The 12252-nt window shown below is 60.7% G+C and carries 10 protein-coding genes; 2 read left to right on the top strand and 8 right to left on the bottom strand.

Annotated elements, in window-relative coordinates; genetic code table 11:
* The 8 genes from VMU57_RS12450 to VMU57_RS12410 all read right to left on the bottom strand — a co-directional run.
* Positions 1 to 1231 (bottom strand): GRP family sugar transporter (locus VMU57_RS12450; protein WP_325383845.1); only part of this gene is annotated, 1231 nt, incomplete at its 3' end.
* Between the two features lie 352 nt (positions 1232 to 1583).
* Positions 1584 to 3311 (bottom strand): outer membrane protein assembly factor BamD, encoded by a 1728-nt coding sequence (locus VMU57_RS12440; protein ID WP_325383841.1) that lies wholly within the window; start codon positions 3309 to 3311, stop codon positions 1584 to 1586.
* A 91-nt stretch (positions 3312 to 3402) separates the two neighbouring features.
* Positions 3403 to 4077 (bottom strand): ribulose-phosphate 3-epimerase, encoded by a 675-nt coding sequence (rpe, locus tag VMU57_RS12435; protein WP_325383847.1) that lies wholly within the window; start codon positions 4075 to 4077, stop codon positions 3403 to 3405.
* 140 nt (positions 4078 to 4217) lie between these two features.
* A complete protein-coding gene (locus VMU57_RS12430; RefSeq protein ID WP_325383839.1) occupies positions 4218 to 5585 on the bottom strand; it encodes an excinuclease ABC subunit C in 1368 nt (455 codons plus the stop codon).
* Positions 5586 to 5618: 33 nt separating this feature from the next.
* Positions 5619 to 6998 (bottom strand): TldD/PmbA family protein, encoded by a 1380-nt coding sequence (locus VMU57_RS12425; protein WP_325383837.1) that lies wholly within the window; start codon positions 6996 to 6998, stop codon positions 5619 to 5621.
* 210 nt (positions 6999 to 7208) lie between these two features.
* Complete coding sequence (locus VMU57_RS12420; protein WP_325383835.1) at positions 7209 to 7517, bottom strand: hypothetical protein; 309 nt, start codon at positions 7515 to 7517, stop codon at positions 7209 to 7211.
* Positions 7518 to 7592: 75 nt separating this feature from the next.
* Positions 7593 to 9035: a metalloprotease TldD gene (gene tldD, locus VMU57_RS12415; protein ID WP_325383833.1), complete on the bottom strand. Its 1443-nt coding sequence runs from the start codon at positions 9033 to 9035 to the stop codon at positions 7593 to 7595.
* A 126-nt stretch (positions 9036 to 9161) separates the two neighbouring features.
* A complete protein-coding gene (locus VMU57_RS12410) occupies positions 9162 to 10016 on the bottom strand; it encodes a glycoside hydrolase domain-containing protein (protein WP_325383831.1) in 855 nt (284 codons plus the stop codon).
* Positions 10017 to 10105: 89 nt separating this feature from the next.
* Between VMU57_RS12410 and VMU57_RS12405 the strand changes: the two genes are divergently transcribed.
* Both VMU57_RS12405 and VMU57_RS12400 read left to right on the top strand, forming a co-directional pair.
* Positions 10106 to 10633 carry a YfiT family bacillithiol transferase gene (locus VMU57_RS12405; RefSeq protein ID WP_325383829.1) on the top strand — a complete coding sequence of 176 codons (528 nt, stop codon included), beginning with the start codon at positions 10106 to 10108 and terminating at the stop codon, positions 10631 to 10633.
* Positions 10634 to 10641: 8 nt separating this feature from the next.
* Positions 10642 to 12246 (top strand): hypothetical protein, encoded by a 1605-nt coding sequence (locus VMU57_RS12400; RefSeq protein ID WP_325383827.1) that lies wholly within the window; start codon positions 10642 to 10644, stop codon positions 12244 to 12246.
* Positions 12247 to 12252 lie beyond the last annotated feature (6 nt).

Below are 12252 nucleotides of genomic sequence, written 5' to 3'. Positions count from 1 at the left end.
ACACCGCACCCAACGCGGCAATCCAGCGAACATTCATCGCCAGCGGAGGCACGACCGCCCTCACGCCAAGCCAGATAAACACGCCGGTCGCCGCTGCAATAATCAGATAGTCCCACCAGCGCCGCTTCTCGTTGCGCGTATTGAACTCGTCGCCGGCCATCGCCATCATCGTCCGGTTATAGTCCAGCCCATAGCGCTCGCACTCCCTCAGCACCGCCTCGTTGGTCGAAGTCTGCTCCTTCGCCGAAGCCACCGCCGTACTGATCGCCAGCGCGCCCAGAATCATCACAAGCGACCCAGTCACCACCAGCAGCTTATGCCGATGGTCCGCCGCCGCCAACTCCCCAAACACCAGCGCTCCCCACGCCAGCCCCCAAAGCTGGTTCGTATTCGACAACGGAATTCCCCGTCCAATGCCGACATATTTCGTCGCAAACTGCTGAAACAGGTCGCCGATCACCCACACAAACCCGCCCAGAAACAGCCAGAAGACCATGCCTCGCAGATGGAACAGTTGGAACGACGGCGAGTGCAGCCCTCCATCGAGCGCCAGGGTAAGCCCAAACACCGTGCTCAACTCCCCCACCGTAAACGCGGTCACGAACGACAGCGGATTCATGCCGCTCAGATACGCCTTCCGGTAAGGAACATACATCGTCCCCCACATTAAACTCGCGCCAGCGGCAGCAAGTATCCCGCCCACCGCGTTGTGGCCCGTAGCCGTCCCTCCGTGCAGCGTGCTGAAGCCCAGCATCACCGCCGCAGCCACAATCGCCACCGTCCCCAAGACCACCTTGCCGATGTTCTTTCCGCTGGCTCCTTCAAGCTCGCGGAACAGCAGCCTCCCCCACAAAAGCCCGATCAGCGAGTTCGTATTCCACAGCGGAAACGCCACCGCCAGACCCACATCGCGAATCGCAAACACGGTCAGTGTATTGGCCACCGCCCACAGCGCCCCAGCCAGCAGCGCCCACACGATCAGGTGCTTCCTCTCAAACAGGTCGGCGAAGACATAGCTCGTCCCCTTCAATAGCGTCGGAAACGTCCACCGCGCTGTGAACACCCCCGCCACCATGCACAGCGAGATCGCAAACGGAGAGAAGCCCGCGTTCACCAGCTTCGTCGGGGCCTCCGCCGCGCCCAGCCACACTCCCGCAGTCAGCCCGCAGACGACGCCCAGGCCATGCAGCGACATCCCCTCTTTTTGCCTCTTGGTTACTGCACTTCCCACACACTTCTCCACGTTCAATCGAACATCTTTATAAAAAAGTAAGCCAGTATGTTTTATAAAAATGGCTTGGACTTTTTACCTATTGCCGCTTCCTAGTGCAACACCACCAGCAGGGCGATCCCGGCGATCAGCACAAAAAATGGCACCAGAAAGTGACTGTCGGTCACGATCGTCCTCACGCCACGAAGAAAATCCATCGCAAAACCTCCACGTTTACATCAGTTCCATCCATAGTAAGCGGTTACGTTGCAGCCACCGTACATGCCGCCGCAAAGCCTGTCAATAGTTCTCCCGCTCCGCAAAAAAGCCCTGGAGATCTCCAGGGCTTTTTTGCATCTACCTTCGCTAATTCCTAGAAAGGATTGAGCTTATCCAGCCCCTTCTTCTTCTTGTGCTTGCTCGACGACTCATCCGACTTGTCGAACGCCGGCTTCGTCTTCTTCCCCTTCGGGTTCGGAGCCTGGGCTGCGGGCTGCGTTCCCGGCTTGACCTCGTTCACTTGCATCGGAGAATCCCCAGCCTTCTCGACCGCAGGCAGGGGCGTATTGTTGGTCGGTCCGACGGCCTTCAGGCCGCCATCCGCGCCGCTCGACTTCGGAGACGAAGAAGGCGAGACGATCTCGACTCCCATCGAATTCGAGGCCGCTCCCGCGGATGTATTGCTGGTCGCTCCCGGAACGCTCGTGTCCACCGCTGAACCGCTGTCGGCTCCCGGAGCAGCCGTAGGAACTTCATGGAACGCCAACGGAGCAGCCGGTGCTGCAGGAGCAGCAGCCTCATCCGCCGGTGCTGCATCGCTCGTTCCCGCCGCAACCGGCTTGGCCGCCGTTGCCGTCGCCGTCTCAGGATGCATCGAGGTATTGAAGTCTGTGATGATCTTCCGCGTAACGTCCGGCGCCAGCGTCGGCTTCGGATCGCTCAGCGATGGCTCGCCCACATGGGCCGCCATCACCGTATCCGGCGTGTGCATCACCAGCAGCCTGGCCCGCTGCTTCAGGTTGTACCCGGAGCGGCTGTTTTCCAGCGCCTCGCTCGCAGCCACCTCAGCCGCGGTCGGTGCGGGAATCGGAAGGTTCATCGCCGCCAGCCGGTCGCGCGCATCTTCTACGTGCGGCGAAGCCGAGTGCTCGAGCACCACCCTGCGGTAAGCTTCGGCAGCCTGATCGTCATAGATATGCTCCAGCCGCGCCTTCGCGGCCTCCGGCAGCTGAATGGAACGAACGTAATTCGCCTCCGCCTCGTAAGCGTCTCCCAGTCCAACCAGCACATCGTCCATGTGGCTGTACTCGGGATAGGTGTCGACCACGGTCTGATAGCGTGCAATCGTTGCCGGCCACGCAGAACGGGAGGCATAAAAATCGCCAATCTCCGCCTCGCGCTGCGCCATCACCTCCTGCACCTCGCGCAGCCGCTGCCTGGCCTGCGGCACCAGCGCCGACTCCGGGAACTGCTGCAGCATCAGCCGGTACTCTTCCTCGGCATGGGTGGCTTTGCTGTAGTCGCGGTCCGGCTTGTCCATCTGCCGGAAATAGATATCGCCCACGCGCATCTGCGCCTCGGCCGCCTCAGGAGCGTTCGGGAAGAAGGTGATGAAGTCCTTGTACTCGCTCTCGGCCTGCATCAACGCAGCCGTGCCGCCCTCTTTGTACCAGCTGTCGGCAATCGCCAGCTTCGCCCGCATCTGAAACTGCGAGTCGGGATAGGTGTTGAGCAGCGTCTGCAGGTCCAGCCGGGCGACATCGAAGTGTCCCTTCTTGGTCGCGATCACAGCCTTGTCGTACAGTTCCTTGTCCGGCAGCTTCGCGTCCTGCTCCGCAATCGGAGTGAGGGTCTTCTGCTTGCGCAGCTCTTTCTTCGTGTCCTTGGACACGACGACCTTTTCCTTCTTCTCCTTGTGCTTCTTGCGCCCCGAGGTCGACAGCGTCACGCTCTCCTGCTGCTGTCCATTGGCATCGGTCGTCGTCTGCGACGAGCCCGTCACCTGTGCCCCTGCAACCATTGAAGACGTCAGCAATACCGCTACCGCCACCCCGGCCAGCGCACTGGCCTTCAAACTTGGAAAAAAGGAACGCTCACTCATCCTGCGGTGTACCCCATAAGCCTCGCGCATCGGCGCACAGGCTGCATCCTATTCTAGTCTTTCCTGTCAGCCTTGTCCCCGTAGGTCGTGGCTAGTTTTGTTCGGGCGCGGCGGCACGGGCTACCTTCAAAAACTTCCGCGCATTCTGCTCCGTCTTCTTCGGGCTGAAGATGGCCGAGCCAGCCACCAGCATATCCGCTCCTGCTTCCACCACGCGGGCGACCGTATCGTGAGCAACGCCGCCATCGACCTCGATGCGGAACCCCAGACCCATCTCCTTGCGCAGCGCCGCCAGATAGGCGATCTTTTCGAGCGCGAGCGGAAGAAACTTCTGCCCGCCAAACCCCGGATTCACGCTCATCACCAGCACATAATGCACCATCGGCAGCACTTCGATCAGCGTATCCACTGGCGTCGCCGGATTGATCACAACTCCCGGCTTCATCTTGTGCTGCTCGATCAATTGCAGCGTCCGGTGCAGATGCCTACAAACCTCCTGCTGCACGCTGACCATGTTCGCGCCCGCCTCGGCAAACGCCGGAATAAACGCATCCGGATTCTCGACCATCAGATGGCAGTCCAGCGGCAGCTTCGTCACCGGCCGCAGCGCCTTGACCATCGGCGGCCCAAAAGTAATATTCGGCACGAAATGCCCATCCATCACATCCACATGGACGATGGTCCCGCCACCCCGCTCCGCCGCCGCCACTTCATCGGCCAGATGCGCAAAGTCAGACGCCAGTATCGAAAATGCCAGTTCAATCAAAAGGAATTCGCTCCTGCCAGCCAGTTTACCAGTGCCGCCGCAATCTGCTTCTCCACCCATGCGTGTCAACAATCGGGTGCCCCATGTCCCGATCATGTCCCGATCCTGGAACATGGGTTTCCACTTACCCCCAGACTCCTCTATTCGATCTTTTCTCTCTTCTCCGCCACCACAACCACCCGCTCCACATCCGCCCTGCCCTCATGCAGAATCTTCACCTTGGCTCCCTTCCCCGCCTCCCGCTGCGTCTCGGCCATCTTCTTCGGCTCGCCCAGCGCCGCCCTCGCTGCCCCCCGCAGAATCCGCCGCACCGGCCACCCTCCATCCGCGTTCGGCAGAAAGACCTCACCCGTCCGCTGCTTCTCCGGCCTGTAGTACCACCGCTTGAACAGCGAAAGATGATCGCTCAGCAGCGCCAGATCATTGACCTTCCCCACCCTGGCCTCTAGCGCCCCCAAAACCGCCGCAGCCCTCACCTCAGGAGAGTCAACAACAGTACCCGCCTCCCCCTCCAGCGGAACCGCCTGCAACATCAGCGGCTGCGCGAACAGAGAACTGCCCACGCTCGTCTGCTCCTTCACCGCCCTTACCCCCAGCGTCGAAAGCCGCTCCGGCCCCGCCAGGCATCCGCCCTCCAGCAGAAAAAGCGCAGCCTGCTCCGGCGACTCCTTCTCCACCGCCGCGGCCTGCACAATCACAGCCCGTAGCTTCGGAACCGGCTGCACCATCTCATCCGCCAGCGCAGCCGCGGCCTTCACCTTCTGCCACTGAGCATGCAGCCCCGCCGCCTGCTCAAACTCCATCTCCGCCGAAGCCCGCTCCCGCTCCAACTCGATCGCCGCCAGCCTGCTCTCGCCGCGCGTATCGAAGAACGCCTTCACCGCCCGAGCCTCAGCCGCATACTCCTCCGGTGTACAGGCCTGCTTGCACGGCTCCATGCACTTCTTCATCTCCCCATACACGCACCCCGGATGCTCCGGATAAGGCTCCAGGTCCTCCCAGCACCGCCGCAGCTTAAACAGATCGAGCACCGCATCGCAGTACCGCTCCGCAACCGCCCGCGAGGGAAACGGCCCATACATCTCCGCCAGCCCACGCTTCGACAGCCGGTTCGTCGAGTACACCCGAGGATGCGCATTCCCCATCGTCAACCGCAAAAAATAAGGTGTATGCAGCTTCAGCCTGCGCCGCGCCTCGGCATACCCGAACAGCGCCACCGCCGCGTCATACAACACCAGCGACGACTCAAAGTCAGAGCCAGTGACGCAATACTCAATCCGCGCCACCTTGTCCCGCAGGTTCAGCCGCTTCGACTGCGACTCCGGCGGATCGAGCAACCGCCTCATCCTCCGCCGCAGATCAGCCGTGCGCGTCAGGTAAGGCTCATCGCCCTCGCGCGCGCCGCACAGCGCAAACACTCCCGGCAGCACAGGCACAGCACGCAAAATCTCCTCTGCCCGCACCGGCGCAAAGTCAACAACATGTTCGAAATGAAAACTCAATCCCACACCCGGATTGTAGCTCTGAGTGAAACGCCGGAATCAAGCCCCCGCGATCATCATGCCTTCAACGCGAATCGTAGGTGCCGCACTCGACCCACGAAACACAAGGTCATTCCCAATGGCAACGATGTTCTTGTACATGTCCTTCAGATTTCCCGCGATCGTAATCTCTTCAACCGGATAAGCCAGCTCGCCATTCTCGATCCACATGCCGCTCGCTCCCTGCGAGTAGTCGCCGGTCACAAGATTCACGCCGAAGCCCATCGTCTCGGTAACATAAAGCCCACTCTTCACATCGCCAATCAACTGTTGCGGCGTCAGCGTGCCCGGTTCAAGATAAAAATTCCCCGCCCCAATGCCCGGATTCCCCGCCAGCCCGCGCGAGGCATTGCCGGTCGACTTCATCCCCAGCTTCTTCGCGGTGTAGGTATTCAAAACATAGTTCTTCAGAATGCCCTTCTCAATCAAAACCGTTCGCCGCGTAGGCAAACCCTCTCCATCAAACGGAGACGTCCCAAAACCGCCAATACCATCGAAGATCATCGTCCCGTCATCGACAACGGTGATGTTCTCCCCCGCGACCTGCTGCCCGAGTTGGTCGCAAAAGAAGCTGGCATTGCGATAGATCGAATCGCCATTCGCCGCCTCGAAGATATTGCCGATGATCGACCGCGCAATCTCCGGCGAAAACACCACAGGAGCCCTCTGCGTCTTCACCTGCCGCGCACCCAGCCGCGCCAGCGTCCGCCGCGCCGCTTCATGGCCAATCTCCTCCGGCGACTCCAGCTTGCGCGTCGTCCGCGCAGCCGAGTACCAGTAGTTCCTCTGCATTCCGCCCTTCTCATCCACCGCAATGGGCATCGCCGAGAAGCCGCAGTACGACCGCCGATACTCGCCCACAAACCCACGCGAGTTGACGAGGATCTTGTGCGAGGTAGCCGTATCGAAGTCGCCGCCGCCCGAGTTCTGGATGCGGGTGTCATAGCCCATCGCCGCCGCCTCAACCCTGCGCGCCGTCTCGATCCGCTCCGCCGGAGGCATCTCGTTCACATCCTCAAAGTAGAGGTGCTGATCGCCCTCGATCTTGCCGAACTCATGCGCCTCGGGCAGACCGGCAAATGGATCTTCGCTGGTGATCTTCGCCAGCGTAATCGCACCATCCACCAATCGCTCGATGGACTCCGCAGAAAAATCGGACGAAGACGTGCTCGCCGTCCTCTGCCCCACGAACACGCGAAGCCCAATGGCCCGCGAGCCGGACTCCTTCAGCGTCTCAACCTGCCCCAGACGCACCAGCGCCGAAAACTCATCGCCCTCATAGACGACCGCCTCTGCGTCAGTCGCACCAGCTTTGAGCGCCTTGGCAAGAACATCGGCGGCAAGATTTTTCAGGTCGGAAGCGATTTGTTCAGCTTGCAATGGCTTGAGTCCTCTTTAAAGCGGTTTCAGAGAAGCTACACCGCAAATCATTTGTCATCCTTCGCCGCAGGCGGAGGATCTGCTGTTGTCTTAGGGCACATCCAATTTGGAAGTGCCCTTGAGAGCATATCTGCCACAACAAAATATGCCACTCGACCGGAGCGCAGCGCAGAGACCCCCGCATCTGTCTCTGCTCAACTGCGAACGACCTTAGTGAACAGGCGATTGCGACGGACGCGCCTCGCGGCCATCGGTGGCCTTGAGGAAATGCAGACCGGCGGCGCAGTATTCCGAATCGCTCTTCAACTTGTGCTCGACGTGCGGCGGCGGTGCATTCTCGATGTTGCGGCGGAAGACCTTGAGCGGACCACCGCAGCTCTTGCAGCGGAACTCGGTGTCATTGTCGATAAGAGCATCGGCAATCATCTTCACCTTCCAGAACGGCTCATAGCCACCCGTGGCCTTTACCCGCCGACGCTTCACTTCACACTCATAAAACTTTTCGCGTTCGACTGCCATGGTTAACCTCAATGTGTTGCCTGGTGCGGTGCGCATGGGTTCGATTCCATGAGATCTAAAAATCAAAACCAAACTTTATCCGCCGGTACCGCCGACCGTCATGCGGTCGAGCTTCACGGTGGGCATACCCACGCCGACGGGAACGCTCTGCCCGTTCTTGCCGCAGGTGCCGATGCCTTCATCCAGCGCAAGGTCGTTCCCCACCATCGACACGTACTTCAGCGCCTCCGGCCCGTTGCCGATCAGCGTCGCGCCCTTCACCGGCCGCGTTACCTTGCCGTCTTCGATCAGGTAGGCCTCGCTGGCCGAGAAGACGAACTTGCCGTTGGTGATATCCACCTGACCACCGCCGAAGTTCACCGCGTAGAGCCCGCGCTTCACGCTCTTGATGATGTCCTCGGGCATATCGTCGCCGTTCAGCATGTACGTATTCGTCATGCGCGGCATCGTGATCGCCTGATAGCTCTCGCGGCGGCCGCTGCCGGTGCTCGCCGTACCCATCAGCCGTGCGCTCAGCTTGTCGGTGAGATAGCCCTTGAGGATGCCGTTCTCGATCAGAACGTTCTCCTGCGTCGGCGTACCTTCGTCATCCACATTCAAAGACCCGCGCCGGTTAGGCATGGTGCCGTTATCAACCACCGTGACCTTGCTCGAAGCAACCTGCTGGCCGATGAGACCGCTAAAGGCGGATGTGCCTTTGCGGTTGAAGTCAGCCTCAAGCCCATGACCCACAGCCTCGTGCAACAGAACGCCGGGCCAGCCGGGGCCAAGCACAACTTCCATCTCGCCTGCGGGAGCATCGACCGCTCCGAGCTGAAGCATCGCCGTCCGCGCAGCCTCACGGGCGAAGAATTCGGGGCTTTTCTTACCTTCAAAAAAGTCGAGAGCGACCCGTCCCCCGCCACCGCTGGTACCGCGAGCAGTGTTGGGACCGTCCTTCGCAATAACAAAGACATTAAGCCGAGCAAGAGGCTGGGTATCGCTGGCAAAGGTGCCATCCGAGGCCGCCACGAGGATGCGGCGCAGCTCGTCGTTGAACCCGGCGCGAACCTGCACGATGCGCGAGTCATACGCCCGGGCAGCCTTATCAGCCCGCTGGATGAGCTTGAGCTTCTCGGAGATCTCCGCGTCGGAGGTAGCTCCAGCTACGGGATAAAGAGTCGGCGTCTCGGTATGCGTAAACCCATGCGCCAACTCCTTCGCCGGGCCACTGGCGATCAGGGCGGCGGTGCGGGCGGCTTTGAGCAGGCGGTCGCTCGAAAGGTCGTCGGTGTAGGCGAAACCGGTGCGCTCGCCTGAAAGAACACGGATGCCGCAGCCTACGCTGATGCCCTGGCTGGCGGACTTGACCAGAGACTCGTCGATCCCCAGGGAGGTCGATGTAACTGATTCAAAATAAAGATCTGCATACTCTCCACCCGCAGAGAGCGCCTCGCCCAGGCAGCGTTCCATCAGGCGTTCCGAGATGCCCAGCTTTTCGATGAAATAACGCTTGTGGTCTGCGGAGGGGGTTGTCATCTTATTTCATTGTAGGCTTCCGGGGGAAGGGCGGCAAACGGCGGCGATCGGCATGTAACCGGTAAAACAATATTTAAACGGTTACATTCGGATTAATGTAACCGGTAAAACATCGATTAAATGGTTTCACCGGCCATGGGACGGGTCAGGCGAGTCCGCCGTATCAAGGTCGACCGGAAGATTTGCCGCACTGGGAACACGACAGTTGCCATCCTTCGAGTAGGTCTTTGCGCACGCCGCCGTCATCGACCGTCGCTGCGGAGACTGCGCATACTGCCACACGGCGGCGCCAGAAGTTCCACTGGCATCGGGGGGCAAGTTCTTCAAAACACAGCCGTTCGATGGCGGGCAGGCGTCCTGCACCACCCACAGCGCGATCTCGTGGAGATGCTGCGCGGCAATATGGGCGCGAATGTCCTCGGCAGTGGTGATGGTGTGGCCATGCCCTTCATTGACAGGCTGGCCGCTGCCATAGACGCCGGGACGGTATCCCGAGCGCGCCACCGCCTCCGTCCACGCAAAGAGATAGTCTGCCTGCTCAGGTAAAAGACGGCCGCCCTGTTCCTGATCGAGAAAGAGGATGGTGTTGCGGGGGAAGTGTTCGTGCTGCGCGGCTGCGAGGGCGGCGGCAGCGTCACTCTTGCCGAGGGTAGCCGGAGGAGTGCCGGACTTCCGCGACTTGGTGATCTCCGCATCGAGCCTGCCGTTGAAGAGCACGAGAAACCCAAAGCCATTGCGAATGAGGAGGTCGCGTTTTCCCTGCCATCCATTCTGCTGCGCGCCGGGAGGATTATTGAGCCAGTATCCGGCAAAGGAAAAGTGCTGGCGCAAAGCGGGAAGAGCTTGATCGCCGGGGTAGTTGTTGAGATCGAAACCGAGATAGGCGCGTGCGGCGTCTGACCGATGAGCGACCGAGGGCTGTTGGGCGCTGGCAGAGGCAGCGAAAACAAGGAGGACAAAACTGGTTATCAGAAGACGCATGGAAAAAGTACGACGTTGAAAAAGCCTTAACTGAAGATACTAGGGCGTATGCTACCTTGCAATTCAATCAATTTTTTGAGGAGCGACGCATGTCCGAGCATGATCCGCGATATCCAATTGGCAAATTTGAGAGGCCTGCGATCATCACTCCCGATGACCGGGCTCGAGCGATTTCGACGCTGGCAGAGTTGCCCGAGATGTTGCGCAACGCCGTCGAAGGCCTGGATACAGCGCAACTGAGCACACCGTACCGCGAAGGCGGATGGACGGTGAGGCAGGTGGTGCACCACATGGCCGACAGCCACATGAATGCATTCATTCGCATGCGGCTGGCGCTGACCGAGGATTGGCCGACGATCAAGCCCTATGACGAAAAGGCATGGGCTCGTCTGCGCGATGCGGCGGCCCCGGTGGAGTGGTCACTGGAGCTGGTGGAGAGCCTGCATGCGCGCTGGGTGATGCTGCTGCAGTCGCTGAGCGAGGAACAGTGGCAGCGCGGCTTTCATCATCCCGAGGACGGGCCGGTGAAGCTGGACCTGATGGCGTTGATCTATGCATGGCACTCGACGCACCATGTCGCGCACATTACCCACCTGCGCGCAAAGGAAGAGTGGTAGATGGCGGCATGAGATCGTCACGCACGGCAATCGCAGGGCCGGAGCAAACGGTGGAACAGATTGCCGCGGCCCTCGAAGGATTTCTCGCCGAACATCCGAAGGCGGTCGTGCTCGAAGACGGCAAGGTGCTCTTCGACATGCGCGAGGCGAAGTACACGCTGGCAACCGAGCATGGGCGATGCACGCTGCATCTCTGGGGCGAGGACCGCAATCTGGTCCGGCGGGTTAGCGGAACGGCGCTGCGCAACGGCGTGCTGCGGCTGAGCACGCATCGCTTTGGACAGACCAAGCCCCAGACGCTGGAGCTTGCGCCAGACAAGGACCGGCGAACCCCTTCGACGCGCGAGGCGACGCGGGTGAAGTATCTGCGTGTGCTGGAGCGTGTGCTCGAACGGAACTTCGACGGATGGAAGCCTGACGGTTTTCGCACCGCGATGGATTTAGAGAAGAGCTTTGGGCCGGCCTATGCGCGAGGATCGCTGCTACAGGGACAGAAGGCCTGGGCCGTCATTGCCGTCAACGAAGAAGAGACGCAGGCCACTGTCGATGGGATCCTGACGCTGGGCATCTTATGGCTGCAGCATTGCCGTGAGTCGGGCAACGGTCGGCGATTGTACCACGGATTGAAGATTTTTGTTCCACGTGGAACATCTTTACTAACGTTGTCGCGGCTGGCGTGGCTGAATGCCGATGCGGCCCAATGGGAGTTGTGGGAGCTGGACCAGGCATCGGAAGAGCTGGAGCAGCGCGACCCTGCCGACCAAGGCAATCTGACCACGCGGTTGATGCATGCGCCAAACGTCGACGCTGCGAGAGAGCGGTTTGGCGAGTCTGCCGCGCGGGTGATGACGCTGGTGCCGGAGCCGATGCGCGAGGTCGTAGAGCAGAAGATTCGCAGTGGAACGGAGATGGCGTTTCTGCTGCATGGGCTGGAGTTTGCGCGGATTCGCATGGGCTATGCTGGCAGCTCCTTCAACCGGGCCGAAGAGATTACTGTTGGAGCGGGCGCGAATGAGACTCCGCTGACGGAAGAGAATGAGACGGAGTTGAAGGAGTTGGTGACGCGGCTGTTTGCGCGGCGTGCGGTGGGTGGGGACCGTCGCGAACCGCTGTATAGAATGCAGCCGGAGCGATGGCTGGAGAGCGTTCTGCGGCGCGATGTCGAGCCGCTGGATGCACACCTGAACGCCGCGCATGTTTATACGCAAGTTCCGGCGTTCGCTGCTGCCGATCGCGGCATGCTCGACCTGCTGGGCGTGACCGATGATGGCAGGCTCGCCGTGATTGAGTTGAAAGCCGACGAAGATTTGCACCTCGCCTTGCAGGGCCTGGACTACTGGGTCCGGGTGCGATGGCATCATCTGCAGAATCCCGATGCGATGAGCGGGCTGGGCGAGTTTCAGCGGCATGGATACTTCGGCGGGGTGCGGTTGTCGGCGGAGGCTCCAAAGCTGTATCTGGTGGCCCCGGCGCTGCGGGTGCATCCGGCTACGGAGATAGTGCTGCGGTATCTGTCTTCGCGAGTGGAGTGGACGCTGGTGGCGCTCGATGAGCGCTGGCGGGCGAAGGTGAGGGCGGTATGGCGCAAGCGAAGCAGCGATCCGAGGATATAGATCGCG

The sequence above is a fragment of the Edaphobacter sp. genome (assembly GCF_035532915.1).
Taxonomy (GTDB): domain Bacteria; phylum Acidobacteriota; class Terriglobia; order Terriglobales; family Acidobacteriaceae; genus Edaphobacter.
Note: the sequence above shows the minus strand (reverse complement) of the source record. Positions and strands in the feature narration are given on the sequence as shown.

What these genes read in the sequence shown, in the direction of transcription:
- VMU57_RS12405 (WP_325383829.1), top strand. Translation starts at nt 10,106, where the DNA reads ATGTCCGAGCATGATCCGCGATATCCAATTGGCAAATTTGAGAGGCCT.
- VMU57_RS12440 (WP_325383841.1), bottom strand. Translation starts at nt 3,311, where the DNA reads ATGAGTGAGCGTTCCTTTTTTCCAAGTTTGAAGGCCAGTGCGCTGGCC.
- VMU57_RS12400 (WP_325383827.1), top strand. Translation starts at nt 10,642, where the DNA reads ATGAGATCGTCACGCACGGCAATCGCAGGGCCGGAGCAAACGGTGGAA.
- tldD (WP_325383833.1), bottom strand. Translation starts at nt 9,035, where the DNA reads ATGACAACCCCCTCCGCAGACCACAAGCGTTATTTCATCGAAAAGCTG.
- VMU57_RS12410 (WP_325383831.1), bottom strand. Translation starts at nt 10,016, where the DNA reads ATGCGTCTTCTGATAACCAGTTTTGTCCTCCTTGTTTTCGCTGCCTCT.
- VMU57_RS12420 (WP_325383835.1), bottom strand. Translation starts at nt 7,517, where the DNA reads ATGGCAGTCGAACGCGAAAAGTTTTATGAGTGTGAAGTGAAGCGTCGG.